The organism is Actinosynnema sp. NPDC023658 (assembly GCF_040639995.1).
Taxonomy (GTDB): domain Bacteria; phylum Actinomycetota; class Actinomycetes; order Mycobacteriales; family Pseudonocardiaceae; genus Actinosynnema.
The window spans coordinates 1-4336 of the sequence record NZ_JBFAAX010000504.1 but is presented as its reverse complement, the minus strand read 5'-3'; the positions used below and the strand labels follow the sequence as shown (position 1 = coordinate 4336).

Annotated in this window: 3 protein-coding genes; 2 read left to right on the top strand and 1 reads right to left on the bottom strand. The window is 70.8% G+C overall.

Features of this window, described 5'->3' with window-relative positions; all coding sequences use genetic code 11:
- Positions 1 to 43: 43 nt before the first annotated feature.
- A complete protein-coding gene (locus AB0G02_RS29980; protein WP_360800500.1) occupies positions 44 to 1591 on the bottom strand; it encodes a GMC family oxidoreductase N-terminal domain-containing protein in 1548 nt (515 codons plus the stop codon).
- A gap of 363 nt (positions 1592 to 1954) precedes the next feature.
- Between AB0G02_RS29980 and AB0G02_RS29975 the strand changes: the two genes are divergently transcribed.
- Together AB0G02_RS29975 and AB0G02_RS29970 are read left to right on the top strand one after the other, a co-directional pair.
- Positions 1955 to 2947, top strand: a complete 993-nt coding sequence (locus tag AB0G02_RS29975) for a DUF1702 family protein (protein ID WP_360800497.1) — start codon at positions 1955 to 1957, stop codon at positions 2945 to 2947.
- Entirely contained in the window at positions 2944 to 4311 is a 1368-nt protein-coding gene (locus AB0G02_RS29970; RefSeq protein WP_360800494.1) for a cytochrome P450, read from the top strand. The genes AB0G02_RS29975 and AB0G02_RS29970 overlap by 4 nt, the downstream gene beginning before the upstream one ends.
- Positions 4312 to 4336 lie beyond the last annotated feature (25 nt).

Below are 4336 nucleotides of genomic sequence, written 5' to 3'. Positions count from 1 at the left end.
GCTCCGGACCGATGGTCCGGAGCCGCTTCGCCGTACCGGGCTCTCAGCCCTCGCGCAGGAAGTCCGCCATCCGCTCCCCGATCATGATCGAGGTGAGGTTGGTGTTGGCGCGCACCGTGCTCGGCATGATGGACGAGTCCGCGACGTACAGGGACTCGATGCCGTGCACCGCGCCCCGCTCGTCCACGACCGTGTCCGGGTCCGAGGCCGGGCCCATCCGGACCGTGCCGACCGGGTGGTAGGCGCTGTCCAGGCTGGTCTTCACGTACTGCCGCACCATGTCGTCGTTGTCGATCATGGCGTCCCGCAGCACCACGAAGCTCTGGCCGAGCTTCATGATGTCCGGGTGGTGCGCCAGCTTCCACGCCGTGCGGACGCCGTCGACGAGGATGTCCATCTCGCGCTCGTCGTCGAGGAAGTTCAGCACGATCTCGGGCTTGGCCGACGGGTCGGCGGAGGGCAGCGTGATCCGGCCGCGGGAGCCGGGGCGCTGCGACACCACCATCACGCCGAGGATCTCGGTCGCGCCCGCCAGCATCTGCAACTCCGGGAAGTGCGACAGCGAGAAGTGGTTGACCATGTAGTACTGCAGGTCGTTGAACTCACCGGAGATGGGCGAGGTGGTCCGCAGGATCTCCTGCAGGAACGCCTCGGTCGGGTCGATCACCCCCGGCTGCGGCACCAGGAACGCCCCGGTGCGCTGGTGGTCGACCAGGTTGCCGCCGACGCCGGACAGGTCCGCCCGGACGTCGATGCCCAGCCGGCGCAGGTCCTCGGCGGGACCGATGCCGGAGCGCAGCAGGATCATCGGTGACGCGACGGCGCCGGTCGCCAGGATGATCCGCCGGCCCTCGATGAGCTCGTAGGAGCCGCCCTTGGCCGCCGCCATGACGCCGATGGCCTTCGCGCCGTCGAACACGACCCGGTCGACCGTGGTGAGCGACCTGATCTCCAGGTTCGGCCGCTGCCGGATCAGCGGGAGGTAGGTCGTCCCGGTCGTGGCCCGGTGCACCTGGTCGTGCCGGGTGGACGGGATCGAGCCGACTCCCGTCGCCTCGGGGTGGTTGTGGTCCTTCACCTCGGGGAAGCCGGCCTCCAGGCAGGACTCGACGAACGCCGTCTGCACCGGCGCCAGCTCCTCCGGCTTCCACCGGCGGATCGGCATCGGACCGCCGCCGCCGTGGAACTCGCTGTCACCGAAGTCGTAGTCGTTCTCCAGCTTGCGGAAGTAGGGCAGCACCTCCGAGTAGGACCAGGCCGGGTTGCCGGCGGCGGCCCAGTCGTCGTAGTCCTCCGGCACACCGCGCAGCCCCACCGTCGCGCCGACCGCGGACGAGCCGCCGGCCAGCTTGCCCCGGGGGAAGCGGATCCTGCGGCCGTCGTGGACGTCCGCCCGGAAACTCCAGTCATTGCCCTCGAACGACATCGCGCGACCGTAGAAGATCTCCTCCGGCAGCTGCTCCGGCTCGGCGTAGTCCGGGCCGCCTTCCAAGAGCAGCACGCGCCGCGCGGGATCCTCGGTCAGCCGGGCCGCGAGCGCCGCACCGGCCGATCCGGCGCCGACGATGATGTCGTCATATTGAGCCGTCATAAGCAGTCCTCGAAGATTGGGCGCTTCGGGCGCAGGGTTCTGCGACCCACGCGCCGAGCGTCGCACCGGCCGGGTTGACCTTGCTACTCACCCATTGCCCCGAGTGGGCCCGGGACCGCAGGGATGACACGACGAGAGGAACCCTCGGTTCTACCGGCCGAGCGGCACCGGAATCGCCCCGCGACCGCGAACGCGGCCGATCCGGGGCCCCTCCCTTCTCCGATCATGCCGACATCGCGGCCTATCGCGCCACCACGTGCGCTGATAGGCACGCTGGGAGTAGGCGACAGGTCGCCGTTGCCGCGACCATTCCAACCAGTCCGATTCGCTGCGGCCACCGTGGCGGGACGAAGGGAGCGAACATTGTCCAGCCGGTGGGGGGCGCTCAGGCGCCGCATCCTGACTCCCAACATCTCCGCGACGAAGCTGTCCGTGCGCGGTTTCCACTACAAGGACGAGACCGCCCGGGAACTGCTGGAAACCGTCGGCAGGTCGTTCCTGGAGGGCTACGGCTTCGCCGCCGAGTCGCGCACGCCGATCGAGGCGGAGCGCAAGCTCGAGGAGATGCCCTACAAGTTCCGCGGTTTCGCCTACGAGGGCGCCGGGATGGGCTTCGCGGTGCGCGACGCGCTCCCGTTCGGCCGCGGCGGGCGGACCGGGCGGTTCCTGGAGGGCCGTGCCAAGGCCCACGACTACATGGTCATCGTCGGCGTCGGCTGGGCGATGGCCCGGGTGCCGCGGGCCCGCTGGTCCAAGCTGGGGCTGGACGACCCGCTGCTGCGCTGGCTCGCCCTCGACGGATACGGGTTCCACCAGGCGTTCTTCCACACCGAGAAGTACGTGCGCGAGCAGTACCGCGAGCCGAGCTTCCCGTGGCCGACCGACGGCTACGCCTGGTACTCCCCCCGCGGCATCGACCAGGGCATCGGCCGGGCGCTGTGGTTCGTCGGCGGCGCCGACCCGAAGGTCGTGGCCGACCTGATCGAGACGTTCGCGGAGGAGCGCCACGCCGACCTGTTCGCGGGGTCGGGGTTGGCCGCCACCTACGCGGGCGGCCTGCCCGAGAGCGAGCTGCGGTGGTACGCCGACCGGGTGGGCGAGTACCTGCCCAACGTCGCGCAGGGCAGCGCGTTCGCCGCCACCGCGCGGGTGGACCAGGGCCTGGTCGTCGACCACACGCACCTGGCGACCCGGGTGTTCTGCGACATGACGCCCGACGAGGCGGCACGGCTGTGCCACGACACGCGGCCCGCCGCCGTCGCCGAACTCCCCGAGCAGCCCGGTATCCCGGCGTTCGAGGTGTGGCGCCAGCGGATCACCGCGGCGTTCACCAGCGATGCGGATGTGAAGGCATGACCACGGTCGACACGACGAGCCCGCGCCGTGAGGTGCCGGGCCCGCCCCGCAGCGAGACGCTGAGCATGCTGGCCAGGATGGCCCGCGACCGGCTCTCCGTCATGACGTCGGTGTCGCAGAAGTACGGTGACGCCGTCCGGCTGCGGCTCGGTCCGAAGTCGATGTACTTCTTCAACCACCCCGACCACGCCAAGTACGTGCTGGCCGACAACCCCGGCAACTTCCTCAAGGGCATCGGCCTGGTCCACGCCCGGCGCGCGCTCGGCGACGGCCTGCTGACCAGCGAGGGCGAGAAGTGGAAGGCCCAGCGCAAGACGATCCAGCCGGTGTTCCAGGCCAAGCGGATCGCGAGCAAGGCCGACGTGATCGCGCAGGAGGCCGCGGGGCTGGTCGCCAAGCTGCGCGGGCACCGCGGCGGTGAGCCGATCGACATCAGCGAGGAGATGACCGGGCTGACCCTCGGCGTCCTCGGCCGTGCCCTGCTGGAGGCCGACCTCGGTGAGTTCGAGTCCATCGGCCACTCGTTCGAGGCGGTCCAGAACCAGGCGATGTTCGAGATGATGTCGCTGAGCACGGTGCCCCACTGGGTGCCGCTGCCCATCCAGCGGCGCTTCCACCGGGCCAGGGCCGACCTGGACCGCATCGTCGCCCAGCTGGCCGACGAGCGGCGCGCGAACCCCACCGAGGACGGGGACGACATCCTGTCCCGGTTGGTCGAGGCGACCAAGCAGGAACCCGACCCGGTCGCCGGGCACCAGCGGATCCGCGACGAGATGGTGACGTTGCTGCTGGCCGGGCACGAGACCACCGCGAGCACGCTCAGCTGGACGTTCTACCTGGCCGACAAGCACCCCGAGGTGTGGGAGCGGATGCACGCCGAGGCGGTCGAGGTGCTGGGCGACCGGCAGCCGACCTTCCAGGACATCCCGCGCCTGCGCTACACCACGATGGTGATCCAGGAGGTCATGCGGCTGTACCCGCCGGTGTGGATCCTGCCGCGGGTGACCCGTGAGGCCGACGTGATCGGCGGGTACCACGTGCCGGCCGGCGCGGACGTGCTGATCTGCCCGTACACCCTGCACCGGCACCCCGGTCTCTGGGAGGAGCCCGACCGGTTCGACCCGGACCGGTTCTCCCCCGGCCGCTCGTCCGGTCGGTCGCGGTACGCCTACATCCCGTTCGGCGCCGGTCCGCGCGTGTGCGTGGGCAGCGGCCTCGGGATGATGGAGGCGACGATCGTGGCCGCCAGCGTGGTGCGGGAGCTGCGCCTGTCGACGGTGCCGGGTTACGAGGTGCGCGGCGAGCCGATGCTCACGCTGCGCGTGCGCGGTGGGCTGCCGATGACGGTCCGGTCCGCCGCGTGAGCCAGGGCTCCGGGCTCGTCCCGGG